This is a genomic window from Cohaesibacter marisflavi, assembly GCF_900115225.1.
GTDB classification, from domain to species: domain Bacteria; phylum Pseudomonadota; class Alphaproteobacteria; order Rhizobiales; family Cohaesibacteraceae; genus Cohaesibacter; species Cohaesibacter marisflavi.
The window spans coordinates 127,951-140,429 of record NZ_FOVR01000004.1 but is presented as its reverse complement, the minus strand read 5'-3'; the positions used below and the strand labels follow the sequence as shown (position 1 = coordinate 140,429).

General features: G+C 53.8%; 9 protein-coding genes. 7 read left to right on the top strand and 2 right to left on the bottom strand.

The window, feature by feature from the left end; all coding sequences use genetic code 11:
* Positions 1 to 31: 31 nt before the first annotated feature.
* The 6 genes from mce (at position 32) to dnaE (ending at position 9,365) form a co-directional block, all read left to right on the top strand.
* Entirely contained in the window at positions 32 to 436 is a 405-nt protein-coding gene (mce, locus tag BM258_RS09625) for a methylmalonyl-CoA epimerase (RefSeq protein WP_090072179.1), read from the top strand.
* Between the two features lie 26 nt (positions 437 to 462).
* Positions 463 to 738, top strand: coding sequence for a DUF1467 family protein (locus BM258_RS09620; protein ID WP_090071575.1), 276 nt, complete (start codon positions 463 to 465; stop codon positions 736 to 738).
* 800 nt (positions 739 to 1,538) lie between these two features.
* Positions 1,539 to 2,861 carry a proline--tRNA ligase gene (gene proS / locus BM258_RS09610; protein WP_090071571.1) on the top strand — a complete coding sequence of 441 codons (1,323 nt, stop codon included), beginning with the start codon at positions 1,539 to 1,541 and terminating at the stop codon, positions 2,859 to 2,861.
* Between the two features lie 17 nt (positions 2,862 to 2,878).
* Positions 2,879 to 4,201 (top strand): lipoprotein-releasing ABC transporter permease subunit, encoded by a 1,323-nt coding sequence (locus tag BM258_RS09605; RefSeq protein ID WP_175528019.1) that lies wholly within the window; start codon positions 2,879 to 2,881, stop codon positions 4,199 to 4,201.
* 307 nt (positions 4,202 to 4,508) lie between these two features.
* Positions 4,509 to 5,174 carry an ABC transporter ATP-binding protein gene (locus BM258_RS09600; RefSeq protein ID WP_244544677.1) on the top strand — a complete coding sequence of 222 codons (666 nt, stop codon included), beginning with the start codon at positions 4,509 to 4,511 and terminating at the stop codon, positions 5,172 to 5,174.
* A gap of 717 nt (positions 5,175 to 5,891) precedes the next feature.
* Positions 5,892 to 9,365 (top strand): DNA polymerase III subunit alpha, encoded by a 3,474-nt coding sequence (dnaE, locus tag BM258_RS09595; protein ID WP_175528018.1) that lies wholly within the window; start codon positions 5,892 to 5,894, stop codon positions 9,363 to 9,365.
* An 87-nt stretch (positions 9,366 to 9,452) separates the two neighbouring features.
* Here dnaE and BM258_RS09590 read toward each other — a convergent pair whose 3' ends face one another.
* The gene (locus BM258_RS09590; RefSeq protein WP_244544659.1) at positions 9,453 to 10,346 is read right to left on the bottom strand and encodes a LysR family transcriptional regulator; all 894 of its coding nucleotides are present in this window, start codon (positions 10,344 to 10,346) and stop codon (positions 9,453 to 9,455) included.
* A 115-nt stretch (positions 10,347 to 10,461) separates the two neighbouring features.
* Here BM258_RS09590 and BM258_RS09585 point away from each other — a divergent pair, with 115 nt between their 5' ends.
* Entirely contained in the window at positions 10,462 to 11,448 is a 987-nt protein-coding gene (locus BM258_RS09585; protein WP_090071569.1) for an NAD(P)H-binding protein, read from the top strand.
* A 10-nt stretch (positions 11,449 to 11,458) separates the two neighbouring features.
* Here the strand turns inward: BM258_RS09585 and BM258_RS09580 are convergent, their stop codons facing one another.
* Positions 11,459 to 12,394, bottom strand: coding sequence for a DMT family transporter (locus tag BM258_RS09580; RefSeq protein WP_090071567.1), 936 nt, complete (start codon positions 12,392 to 12,394; stop codon positions 11,459 to 11,461).
* Between the last annotated feature and the right edge of the window lie 85 nt (positions 12,395 to 12,479).

Sequence of the window (12,479 nt, the reverse complement as noted above, 5' to 3'; positions counted from 1 at the left end):
TAAACACCATAGTGAAAAAGGATGCATGGAAATGATTGGTCGTTTGAACCATGTGGCGATTGCCGTACCAAGTCTCGAAAGCGGCGTAGCTACCTACGGCGGCACTCTGGGTGCCAAATGCTCTGAACCACAGGAAGTCACCGAACATGGCGTGAAAGTGGTTTTTGTTGAACTGCCGAACACGAAAATCGAACTGCTTGAGCCAATTGGCGAAAACAGCCCGATCGCCAAGTTCCTTGAAAAGAACCCTGTTGGCGGTATTCACCATGTTTGCTACGAAGTTGACGACATCATCGCAGCTCGTGACAAACTGAAAGCTGAAGGCGCGCGCGTTCTTGGCGACGGCGAGCCAAAAATCGGCGCCCATGGCAAGCCTGTTATCTTCCTGCATCCGAAAGATTTCTGCGGAACTCTGACCGAGCTGGAACAGGTATAAGCCTTTCCTTTTAAAGGAAGACTTTTATGAGTTTAGTCAGCGGCCTTGCTGTTTATTTCATTATCTGGTGGCTTTCCCTCTTTATCGTGCTTCCCTTCGGCGTGCGAACGCAAGCAGAAGAACAAGATCAACGACTGGGAACCACAGCCAGCGCTCCGGCGAAGGCGATGATGATCCGCAAGGCCGTTGCCACCACTATTCTGGCCTCGGCATTGTTTGCCGTCTTCTATTGGGCTGTTGTAGTCAAGGGATATGGCTTTGACCTGCTATCTTTCCTGCCCATGCCGGATAGTTTGAAATAGATTCTTGGTGGGGTTCAGCTCCGCTATCCCTCGCTTCTTCCATTAATTTGATTGTTTGAGATATCTGCGCGGCACCCTGAGCAGCCCGTAGCGCGAATCTGTGCGTGCGGTTGGCTGTGGCTGCCGGTTTGTCTGGCGGTCGGAATAATGTGTGATTTTCTAAGGGAAATCGAGAAAGTGATGTAAATTTATGCAGTGATGAAAAATGTCACATGCCTGTCACTTGTAATCGATATCCATCGACACAATATGTACCTCGGCACATTGGAAAATGGACAAAAAAAAACAAGGCCGCAAAGCCTTGCTTTTTTAGTGATCGCGACGTGATCTCATTGCTCAGTGTGCATTTGTGGTTTTGCTAATACTGAGCGGCAGCAGCTAAAAGCGCGCCAGAGATATGTATCCTCCCAAGACATTACTGCGCGAAGTGAGATAACGGTGGTGAGCGTATCTCTTATCGTTATGCAGGGACATTAATCCCAATCGCCCAATTTGTCATCAATATTTTTATGCAATTGCGTATTTTTTCGCTTTTTTTTGAGAGTGAAAATCAACTGCAGGGTGAAAGACAGAATGTTATTCGTCTTTCGAATAAGGTAAAGGTAAATATTACCTATGGTGGCGGACGGTGCCTGTGTAAAAAGTCGATCTGCAGGCTTCATCTTCATTAATTGCTGTCTCAGAATCGATCTCGGTCTATAAAGGCCTGAAGTGATATGCGGTCAATTTTTCGGGCTTTGTATGGGCCTGTGACGCGCGTGCGTATTCCGTTTTGAATTCTATTAGAAAGAGCCAGATCCATGCGTCTTTCCCGTTATTTTCTGCCAATCCTGAAGGAAACCCCCAAAGAGGCGGAAATTGTCTCCCATCGCTATATGCTTCGCGCTGGCATGATCCGGCAGCAGCAGGCCGGTATCTATAGCTGGCTGCCGCTCGGGCTGAAGGTGCTGCGCAAGGTTGAGCAGATTGTGCGGGAAGAGCAGGATCGCTCCGGCGCCATCGAGCTTCTGATGCCAACCATGCAGCCCGCAGAACTCTGGAAAGAGAGCGGACGCTATGATGATTATGGCAAGGAAATGCTGCGAATCGTCGACCGTCACGAGCGCGACATGCTGTTTGGCCCGACCAACGAAGAGATGATCACGGATATCTTCCGCACTTTCGTCAAATCTTATAAGGATCTGCCGCTTAATCTGTATCATATTCAATGGAAGTTTCGTGACGAGATCCGCCCTCGCTTTGGTGTCATGCGTGGACGTGAATTCCTCATGAAAGACGCCTACAGCTTCGATATGGACGAGGCACGGGCGCGCGAAGCCTATTATCGCATGTTTGTCGCCTATCTGCGCACCTTCAAACGCCTTGGCATGACGGCTATTCCTATGAAGGCCGACACGGGCCCAATCGGTGGGGATCTCAGCCACGAATTCATCATTCTGGCTGACACGGGTGAGAGTGAGGTCTTCTGCCACAAGAATTACCTGTCCAAGGAAGTGCCCGGCGATGATGTTGACTTCTCGGGCGACCTTTCCGGCGTTGTGGCTGACTGGACCAACGAATATGCGGCAACGGACGAAATGCATGATGAAGCTGCATTCAATGCCATTCCGGAAGCGGATCGGATCGCGGCCCGCGGCATCGAAGTTGGCCATATCTTCTATTTCGGCACCAAATATTCCGACAAGATGGGCGCCAGCGTTATGGCTGCCGATGGCAAGGACTATCCGGTGCATATGGGCTCCTACGGCGTTGGCGTTTCTCGTCTGCTTGGCGGTATCATTGAAGCCAGCCACGATGAAAACGGCATTATCTGGCCAAAGGCCGTGGCTCCGTTTGACATCGGCCTGATCAATATGAAGGCTGAGAATGAAGAAACGTCTGCGGTCAGCGAACAGCTCTACGAGCGCCTTGGAAATGCCGGATTCGACGTTCTGTATGATGACCGCGCCGGACAGGCTGGCGCCAAATTTGCCACGATGGATCTCATCGGTCTGCCTACCCAGATCATTGTCGGACCGCGCGGCCTGAAGTCGAATGAAGTGGAAATCAAGGATCGTGCCACAGGCGCACGCGAAATGGTTTCCCTCGACGGGGTTGTAGATCGTATTATCGCCGGTAAATGATTCGATAAAACAAGAATATGTCGCCTGCATCGGCTTGGCCGGGCGGGCGGCGGTTCTGTCTGGAGAATTGTATGTCCGCGCCAAAGATCAAATCACCATTCGCCATGTTCGAATGGATGATGGCGTTCCGTTATTTGCGTTCTCGTCGGCGGGATGCTTTCGTGTCCGTAATTTCCTGGCTTTCCTTTTTCGGCATCATGCTGGGCGTGGCCACGCTCATCATCGTGATGGCCGTGATGAATGGTTTCCGTTCGGAACTGCTCGACAAGATTCTCGGTATTAACGGCCACTTGGTTATCCAGCCGATGGATACCGAGTTGACGGATTACAATGACATCGTCAAACGCATTGACGGTGTGGATGGTGTCAGCTTTGCTGTACCCTTTGTCGAGGGGCAGATTTTGGCCTCTGCGTCCGGTGGTTCTGCCGGTGCGCTTGTGCGGGGCATGAATAAGGACAGCATCGACAAGCTTCAGCTGGTCTCAAAAAATGTCCTTCAGGGCAGCTTTGATGACTTCGACAGCTCCGATGGCGTGGCGCTTGGATCGCGCTTGGCCCGCTCTCTGGGGGTCATTGCCGGGGATCGCGTGACGCTCATATCGCCCAAAGGTGCCGTGACGCCGATGGGGGTTGCGCCGCGTATCAAATCCTATCCGGTCAAAGCCATTTTCGAGATTGGCATGAGTGAATATGATAGCACTTTCATATTCATGCCGCTGGAAGCGGCGCAGGCCTATTTCAATCAGGATGGCAAAGTCTCGGCCATTGAGGTTTATCTGGATGATCCTGACCGGGTGGGTGAATTGCGCCCTGCGGTGGAAGATGCCGTAAATCGGCAGATCTTCATGACCGACTGGCGCTATCGCAATGTCACCTTCTTTTCGGCGCTGGAAGTTGAGCGCAATCTGATGTTCATTATTCTGACGCTGATCATTCTGGTGGCGGCGCTCAATATCATTTCCGGTCTGATCATGCTGGTGAAGGACAAGGGTAGCGACATCGCGATTCTGAGAACCATGGGGGCGACGCGCTCCTCTATCATGCGGATCTTCATGATCACGGGGGCGGCGATTGGCGTGGTGGGAACGTTTGCTGGCTTCATACTCGGCCTGATCGTGTGCCTCAACATCGAATCCATCCGGCAGTTTGTTTCCTGGGTGACGCGCACGGAGCTGTTTTCGCCAGAGCTTTATTTCCTCTCGAAACTGCCTGCTGACATGAACCCATCCGAGACGATTTCCGTTCTTTTGATTGCTCTGGTTCTCTCTTTCCTTGCCACGCTCTATCCTGCGTGGCGTGCGGCTCGGCTCGATCCGGTGGAGGCTCTTCGTTATGAGTAAGAAAAGCTTTTTCTGGCCGATCTTGAGCGACGAAGAACGTGCTAAGGCGGCCAAGCCAAAGGGACAGAGACATGAGCAGACTGTTTCGACTCCTCCAGAGGCTTTGCCACAGATAGCTGAGCCAGCTGCCGGGTTTGTTGAACTGACGGGCAGCATTCCGGCGATGCCGACATCAACTGCGCCGGATGAGGCTTCCCTGGGCTCTCAGGATGTGGGAGCTGTTCCCGGAGCGGATCAGTATACTGCTTTTGATCAGGGATCTGGGCAGGATTACGATCCGCGCGATGCTTCATCTGACGAGAATCTTCTGGTGTTGGACAATATCCAGCAAGCCTATGAGCAAGCCGAGGACGATCTGGTCGTTTTGAATGGCGCGCATCTTACGGTTCGGGCTGGCGAAATGGTCGCGCTGGTGGCGCCCTCCGGCGCGGGCAAATCGACCTTGTTGCATATTGCCGGATTGTTGGAGCGCCCTACAGCGGGCGAGGTTTATATCGCCAATGTGGCACAAAGTCAGGCGGCTGACAGGACACGCACTTTGGTGCGCCGCAATGAAATCGGCTTTGTCTATCAGTTCCATCATCTGCTTGCAGAATTCTCCGCTCTTGAGAACGTCATGTTGCCACAGCTCATCCGTGGTGAACTGCGTAAAGAAGCCGAGACACGTGCCAAGGAATTGCTGGCCTATATGAAGATTGATCACCGTTCTGATCATCGGCCCAGTGAGCTTTCCGGTGGTGAAAAGCAGCGGGTGGCTATTGCTCGCGCAATGGCCAATGCTCCGCGCGTGTTGCTGGCTGATGAGCCGACGGGGAACCTTGATCCCAATACCTCCGAATATGTTTTCAAGGCGCTCAATGCCTTGGTGAAACAATCTGGCATTGCTGCGCTGGTCGCTACCCACAACCTGTTTTTGGCCGAACGCATGGATCGGCAAATTACGTTGGTTGATGGCAAGATTGTAGACCTCTGAGACATTCCTTTATTTAATAGATATTGATCCGCCCGCCCTCTCATGTTCGAAAGGTGCGGGCGCATTTCGTTATGCTGGTCTGCATATAGTTTCCACTGGTGCCTGTGAATGGATACTGGATTGGTGGGGATATCTCAGGCTGCTTTTTCACTGAGCCGGGAGAGTGTGTGGAAAGACTGTTCACAAGCGGAGGACAAAGTCTGGTTGGTGTGGTCGGCTCTTTTGGGGGATGTTCTCCTGTGGATGTTTTGGGATGAGGTCGGGGACAGAATGAAGCTGTGTGAATAATTTGCGAACAACTTCTTCTAACTATCTAAAAAATTGTAATAAAATTGAATTTGCGAGATTAAAAGAAAGTGCTTGCAATGAGAACAAAACAAATACATAATGAGGATATAACGCGAACAGTTTTGAGGTCTGGTAATGATTATTCGTGATGTTCTTGCGCTCGGTTCCCTTATCACCTTTATGTCCATGATTGGCGTGTGGATGCAGGTTCTGGTTTGATTTTCCTGTCTGAATAGTGGGGATAAGAGAGGATAACTATGGGGACGGCCTGCTGGGGTTCGGAAGGTTATTCAAAGCCAAACCTGCTCGTTGTGGAGAGCTTGTCGCCACCGTCTGACAGCTATCATCAGGCTTTGCCATGCTCCTCTGCATTTCCTATTCTTGAAGCCTTGCGCGATCTGATTCTAGCGACCCATGTCGGGCGCTGTCATGTTGATACGGGAAGGCTTTGCTGTGATGAATGGGCTGTCGGACGATCTTAAATTTATCCATTTGCATGTGCATTCGGCCTATTCTCTTCTTGAAGGGGCCTTGCCCGTCGCCAAGGTGATCAAGAAGACCAAGGCCATGAATATGCCCGCTGTATCCATTACGGATACGCGCAACATGTTTGGTGGACTTGAATTTTCCGAAAAGTCTGTCGGCGAAGGCCTGCAACCGATCATGGGCTGTCAGGTCGAGATCTATTTCAACGATGGAGATTATCAAGGTAGCGGGCATACGGAATTGCCTTCCATCGTTTTGCTTGCTGCCACGGATCAGGGCTGGGCTAACCTTATGCTCCTTGTTTCCCGGTCCTATCTCTCGCCCGAGGATGATCAGGAGCCGCATGTTACGGTCGGTGATCTGGAAGAACTGGGTGAAGGCATCATCTGCCTGACCGGTGGCGGCAATGGCCCCGTGGACCGGATGTTGGCAAGCAATCATGTGGCTAAGGGGCGCGAGCGTCTTGAAATATTGAAGCGCGTTTTCGGTGACCGGGTCTATGTCGAAATCATGCGGCATGGGATGCCGCATGAGGCTATTGTCGAGCCGCAGATTATCGATCTTGCCTACGAATTTGAAATGCCGTTGGTGGCAACCAACGATGTCTATTTTGGCGAGCGCGAGGACTTTGAAGCCCATGATGCGCTGCTTGCCATTGCGGAGAGCAAGGTCCTCATCCAGAGTGACCGTCGGCAGCTGACTCGGGAGCATTATTTCAAAAGTCAGGATGAAATGGCCGAGCTGTTTGCCGATCTGCCTGAAGCTCTTGAAAATACCATTGAAATTGCGCAGCGCTGTTCGACACGCGTGCGTACGGTCAAACCGCTGTTGCCACGATTTGCGGGTGCGGACGCCGATCCGGAAGAAGCCGAGCAGCATGAGGCTGCCGAGCTACGCAAGCAGGCTGAAGAGGGGCTGCGCCGCCGCCTTGATATTCACGGTCTTGCACCGGGGTTGACAGAGGAATCCTATTGGGAGCGATTGGAGTTCGAGCTGGGTATTATCGTTTCGATGAAATTCCCCGGCTACTTCCTGATTGTTGCTGACTTCATCAAATGGGCCAAGGAACATGGAATCCCGGTGGGGCCGGGGCGTGGTTCCGGTGCTGGCTCGCTTGTGGCCTGGTCCTTGACGATCACCGACCTTGATCCTTTGCGCTTTGCTCTTCTGTTCGAACGATTCCTGAACCCGGAACGTGTGTCGATGCCCGACTTCGATATCGACTTCTGTCAGGACCGACGCGAAGAAGTGGTGCATTATGTGCAGCGCAAATATGGCTGGAGCAACGTTGGACAGATCATCACCTACGGTACGCTGCAGGCCCGCATGGTGCTGCGCGACGTGGGGCGCGTGTTGCAGATGCCCTTCGGTCAGGTGGACAAGCTCTGCAAGCTGGTGCCCATGAAGGGGGCGGTGTCTGTGTCTCTGCCCGAGGCTCTGGAGCAGGAGCCGCGTCTGGTTGACGCCCGCAAGGAAGAGGAGATCGTGGATCGCCTCATTTCCATCTCGCTGAAACTGGAAGGGCTCTATCGCCATACGTCGACTCACGCTGCTGGCGTTGTGATCGGGGACCGGTCGCTAGATAAGCTCGTCCCCATGTATCGCGACCCGCGCTCCGATATGCCGGTGACCCAGTTCAACATGAAGTTTGTTGAGAAGACCGGCCTCGTCAAGTTTGACTTTCTTGGTCTGAAAACACTGACGGTTCTGCAAACGGCTGTGCGCTTTGTGGAACAGCGCGGCATCAAGATCAACTTGTCGGAAATTCCGATCGACGACCCGAAATCCTACGAGATTCTCTGTCGCGGTGAGACGGTTGGTGTGTTCCAGCTTGAAAGTATGGGCATGCGCAAGGCCCTGCTTGATATGAAGCCCGACCAGTTTGAGGATATCATCGCTATCGTGGCGCTCTATCGGCCCGGGCCCATGGCCAACATTCCGGTCTATTGCGCGCGTAAACGTGGCGAGGAAAAGCCGGACTATATGCATGAGTTGCTCGAGCCGGTGCTGAAAGAGACCTACGGCATCATCATTTATCAGGAACAGGTGATGCAGATCGCGCAGATCCTTTCCGGTTATACCCTCGGCCAAGCTGATATGCTGCGTCGAGCGATGGGTAAAAAGATCCGTGAGGAGATGGAAAAGCAGCGGGTCTTCTTCTGTGATGGTGCTGAAGAGCGCGGGGTGCCGCGCGAGCAAGCGTCCGAGATCTATGACCTCGTGGCTAAGTTCGCCGACTATGGCTTCAACAAGTCGCACGCTGCTGCCTATGCTCTGGTGGCCTATCAGACTGCCTATATGAAGGCGAACTATCCAGCTGAGTTCCTTGCGGCAATCATGACGCTGGATATGAACAACACCGACAAGCTGTCGGAATTCCGCCGTGATGCGATCCGGCTCGGCATTGAGGTGCAGCCACCATCCATCAATGAATCCGGCGTCGAGTTTCTCGTCAAGGATGGGGCCATTATCTATTCCATGGCGGCAATCAAGGGGGTGGGGCAGCCCGCCGCCGAGCATATCATGGAAGTGCGGGGAGATAAGCCGTTCAAGGATCTGGCTGATTTCGCCAAGCGCATCAGTCCGCGAGTGATCAACAAGCGCACGATTGAAAATCTGGCAGCTGCAGGCACCTTCGATGTGCTCAATCCCAACCGGGCGCAGGTTGTTGGCTCCATTGACATCATTATGGGTGAGGCAACAAGCCATTCGCGCGATGCATCATCGGGGCAGGGTGGCCTGTTCGGCGAGGAAGAGGCTGCGCCATTGCCTTTGCCGGATGTGCGCCCATGGACAAGTCAGGAGAAACTGCAGCGTGAATATAGTGCGATCGGTTTCTATCTGTCGGCCCATCCGCTGGATGAATATATTCCGCAGCTCGAAAAGATGCGTATCCAGCTCTGGCAGCAATTCGAGATTGCCGTCAAGCAGGGTGCCAGTGCGGGGCGTTTGGCCGGTACGATCACCGGGAAGCAGGAACGCAAGACCAAGACCGGTAACCGCATGGGGATCATCACCATTTCCGATCCGACCGGACAATATGAAGCGGTGCTCTTTTCCGAGGCGCTGGCGCGCTTTCGTGATGATCTGGAGCCGGGCAATACGGTTATTCTAGAGGTGGGGGCCGACGAACGGCCTGAAGGGGTCTCTGTGCGCATCAACAATGTGCGACCGCTTGTCAGTGATGGCATGCGGCAGGCCATGCGCGTGTTCGTGAATGACCCCAAGCCACTGACATCCCTGCAAAAGCAGCTCGATGACAGAGGTGATGGCGAGGTTTCCGTGATCGTGATGCTGGATGAGGGCGAATGCGAAGTCGAGATGCGGCTGAAGGGCAAATATTATGTTTCGCCTGAGGTTGGCAGGGCCTTGAAGGCCATTCCGGGGATCGTCGATGTGGAAGTCGGCGTCGCTTAAAGTGGCCTTTTGGGAGGCGAAGCAATGAAGTGGTTTCGTCTCCGGTCTGGAGAGCGTGGCTTTGATGATTGTCCAGGCCGCAAGCGTCTAGCGATAATGGGTGAAACCTTCCACCAGACAATCGAACACCGCTCTGATGCGTGGCACGGCGCGCAGATTTTCGTGCGTTACGACCCATGTGTCGAGCGCGTATACGCTTTGATCCTTCAGGATATGCACCAGATCTGAATGGCGGCTCCCGAAAGGAACCTGAATGACGGCGATGCCAAGGCCAGCCCGTGCTGCGGCCAATTGCGCCGGATGGCTGTCGGTTGCCAGAGCAATTTTTGCCGTTGTTTTGCTTAGGCCCAGCTTTTGCGCAAGCGCGAGGTCGCTCAAACTGCGATCCGGGCCAACGAAGTGGTGCCTTGACAGATCTTCCATGGATAGAGGCGTGCCGTGCTTGGCAAGGTAGGCGGGGCTTGCGAAAAAGCCCAAGGGTATTGATGCCACCTTGCGGGCAACGAGCGCTTCCTGTTTCGGTTGCACTGTACGAACCGCAAGGTCAACTTCCTGCTGAAGAATGTCGGCGGGCTTGTTGCTTAGTTCCAATTCGATTTGAATGGCAGGATATCGGTCTTGCAGTGTGGCAAGCATTGTTGGAATGACCTCTGTGCCCATGACCTCGGGAACCGATAGGCGAACCGTGCCCGCAATGGCGTCGGGTGGGGCCGATGCTTTGCGGATGAAGTCAGCTGACGCCATTGCCATCGCCTTGGCGCTTTTGTGTAGCTCTCTTGCGGTTTCCGTTGGGGCGAGACCGTTGACCGAACGGGTGAAAAGCGGTGTGCCCAAACTCTCTTCAAGTGATGAAATCCGGGTTCTGACTGTTGGCTGGGAGACGCCAAGCTTGCGGGCTGCCGCCGAGAGGCTGCCTTCTTCGAGGACTGCAAGAAAGCAGCGTTGATCATCCCATGAAATATCCTTGCTCATAAAAATCATACTAGCACCTGAAAGATAATTGGCAATTTCTTTTCTATTAAAAGGGCGTCAGTCTTTGGCGATAGAGAGCGGCTGCGATTCAGACGCTCATTTGAGACCAATGCGGAGATGTCGGATGGATTCAGAAATGAATGGCGAACCCAAGGTCCGGGTTGCACTGGTTCTTGGCGCTACCGGTGGGATTGGTGGGGCGATTGCCAGCGCGTTGGTCGCGCATGGCTGGTTGGTGCGTGGCATGGCGCGGGACCTTGAAGCGGCAAAGAGAAGCGGTGTTGACGGCGTAGAGTGGTGCAAGGGCGATGCCATGAGCGCTTCGGATGTGCTTGCCGCAGCGCACGGGGCCGATGTCATTGTGCATGCAGTCAATCCACCCGGCTATCGCAAATGGGAAGAGCTTGTGTTGCCGATGATCGATAACACTATTGCGGCCGCGCTAGCCAATGGGGCACGGATTGTGCTGCCCGGAACGGTTTATAATTTCGACCCTGAATTGACGCCGGTGGTGCGTAGCGGCAGCCCTCAAACCGGGCGGTCTCGCAAGGGGCAGGTTCGCATCGCACTTGAGAAGCGTTTAAAAGACGCAGCTCCTCAGGTGCCGAGTCTCATCCTTAGAGCTGGTGATTATTTCGGCCCTGATGCGCGATCAAGCTGGTTCACTCAAGCGATGATAAAGCCGGGGCGTCCTTTGAAGGCGGTAACAAATGTCGCGCGGGGAGCCGGCCATAGCTGGTCTTATCTTCCCGACGTGGCGGAAGCGGTTGCTCTATTGCTCGAAAAGCAAAGTGCTCTGGCCCCATTTGAAGACATTCCCTTTGAAGGCTATTGGGATCGTTCAGGACGCGGTTTGATTGATGGGCTCGAGGCTGTGTTGGGGCGTAGGCTTGCAGTGCGGGCCTTTCCCTGGTGGCTGATGCGTCTGGCAAGTCCACTCGTTCCCTTTGCTCGTGAGGCTTCGGAAATCGAACCCTTGTGGCGCCATTCCATGCGGCTTGACAATGAACGCCTTGTCAGCCTGCTGGGGAAGGAGCCGCGCACGGACCTTATTGAGGCCTTGCGCGCGACTCTGGGCTCCGTTGGCTGCTTGCCGGAGCGGAAAGGATAGCTATTTGGGGTTAGCTTGCCGCGGAGGCCGTGTCGCCAAGCTCCACTTTCGCAGGGCTTGGGGCCGAGGCATCCGGTTTGGTCTTCTTAGGTGCGAACATGACGATGTTGCCGGTCAGCGCCAGTATGAGCCCAAGAACCGATGTCCAATGCCAGATATACCCTTCGAACAGGGTGGAAATGGCGAGCGCGATGATCGGAAAGAGCACCGTCATGTAAGCCGCTTTGGCCGAACCTATGCGCGCTACCAGAATGAGGTAGGTGGTGAAGGCAACGATGGAGCCGAAAATCGCGAGATAGAGCAGGGCACCAAGATAGGTCACGTCTGCCGGGGCGACAATCGGGGTGCCTGTCACTGTGATCAGAGCCAGCAGGATGAGGGCGCCGTAGCACATGCCCCAGGCGTTTGCAGTGATGGGAGAGATGCCCATCTGGCTGTTGCGGCGAGAAACCATGTTGCCGAAAGAAAAGAACAGCGTTCCGAGCATGGCAAGGCCCGCGCCGGTGAGGGCTTCAGTGCCGCTACTTGAAAAGACATCGCGGCCGAACAGCAGAACAAGACCACAGATGCCCAGAATGCTGGCAAGAACCATCTGTTTGGTGATTTTGTCTTTGTAGAAAATGCGGGCATTGATGGCGTTGAAGATGGTCGCCATCGAAAAGATAACGGATTCCAGACCCGACGGGATATATCGGACGGCATAGTAGAAGCAGATGAAATTCAGGCTGAACAAGCAGAGGGCCTGAGCAACCAGCCAGATTTGATGATCCTTGCGTGGCAGGCGAAGACGGCCAGACAGGGCAAGACCTGCCACAAACAGCACGCCAGCGACGCCGAAGCGATAGAAAATGGAAACCAGAGCCGGAACCGGACCGGCTTGCAAGGCGATGGCGAACCAGGTGGTTCCCCAGATCAAAACTGTTGTTACGAAAAGAAACGGGATCATGACTGAAACCTTTATTGTTGAACTTTCGGTCTAACTGTTTCGTTGGTTCCGCTTTTGCATAATCTTGCGGTGAAGTGAATCTGCG

Coding starts and splice junctions, on each gene's coding strand:
- mce (WP_090072179.1), top strand. CDS start 32: ATGATTGGTCGTTTGAACCATGTGGCGATTGCCGTACCAAGTCTCGAA.
- BM258_RS09620 (WP_090071575.1), top strand. CDS start 463: ATGAGTTTAGTCAGCGGCCTTGCTGTTTATTTCATTATCTGGTGGCTT.
- proS (WP_090071571.1), top strand. CDS start 1,539: ATGCGTCTTTCCCGTTATTTTCTGCCAATCCTGAAGGAAACCCCCAAA.
- BM258_RS09605 (WP_175528019.1), top strand. CDS start 2,879: ATGTCGCCTGCATCGGCTTGGCCGGGCGGGCGGCGGTTCTGTCTGGAG.
- dnaE (WP_175528018.1), top strand. CDS start 5,892: ATGTTGATACGGGAAGGCTTTGCTGTGATGAATGGGCTGTCGGACGAT.
- BM258_RS09590 (WP_244544659.1), bottom strand. CDS start 10,346: ATGATTTTTATGAGCAAGGATATTTCATGGGATGATCAACGCTGCTTT.
- BM258_RS09585 (WP_090071569.1), top strand. CDS start 10,462: ATGGATTCAGAAATGAATGGCGAACCCAAGGTCCGGGTTGCACTGGTT.
- BM258_RS09580 (WP_090071567.1), bottom strand. CDS start 12,394: ATGATCCCGTTTCTTTTCGTAACAACAGTTTTGATCTGGGGAACCACC.